Source organism: Streptomyces sp. WM6386, from assembly GCF_000972385.1.
Lineage (GTDB): Bacteria > Actinomycetota > Actinomycetes > Streptomycetales > Streptomycetaceae > Streptomyces.
The window spans coordinates 1-344 of sequence record NZ_JXTE01000690.1 but is presented as its reverse complement, the minus strand read 5'-3'; the positions used below and the strand labels follow the sequence as shown (position 1 = coordinate 344).

1 protein-coding gene is annotated in these 344 nt (G+C 64.2%); it reads right to left on the bottom strand.

Going from position 1 to position 344, the window contains the following annotated elements; all coding sequences use genetic code 11:
* Nucleotides 1-344 (bottom strand): IS256 family transposase (locus TN53_RS43260; RefSeq protein WP_046264417.1); only part of this gene is annotated, 344 nt, incomplete at both ends.

Below are 344 nucleotides of genomic sequence, written 5' to 3'. Positions count from 1 at the left end.
TCGCCGCCGTCGCCGGCCCAGATGCCGAGGATGTCGCGGGTGCCGTCCACGGTCACCGCCATCACCACGTAGATGGGACGGTTCGCGACCTTCCCGTCCCTGATCTTGACGTTGATGGCATCGACGAACAAAACGGGGTAAACACGGTCGAGAGGGCGGCTCTGCCATTCCGCCATGCCGTCCATGACCTTGTCGGTGATGGTGGAGATGGTCTGCTTGGAGACCTCCGCCCCGTAGACCTCGGCCAGGTGAGCGGCGATCTCCCCATGGGTGAGGCCCTTCGCTGAGAGCGACAGCACCATCTCGTCCACTCCCGTCAGGCGTCGCTGCCGCTTCTTGACGAT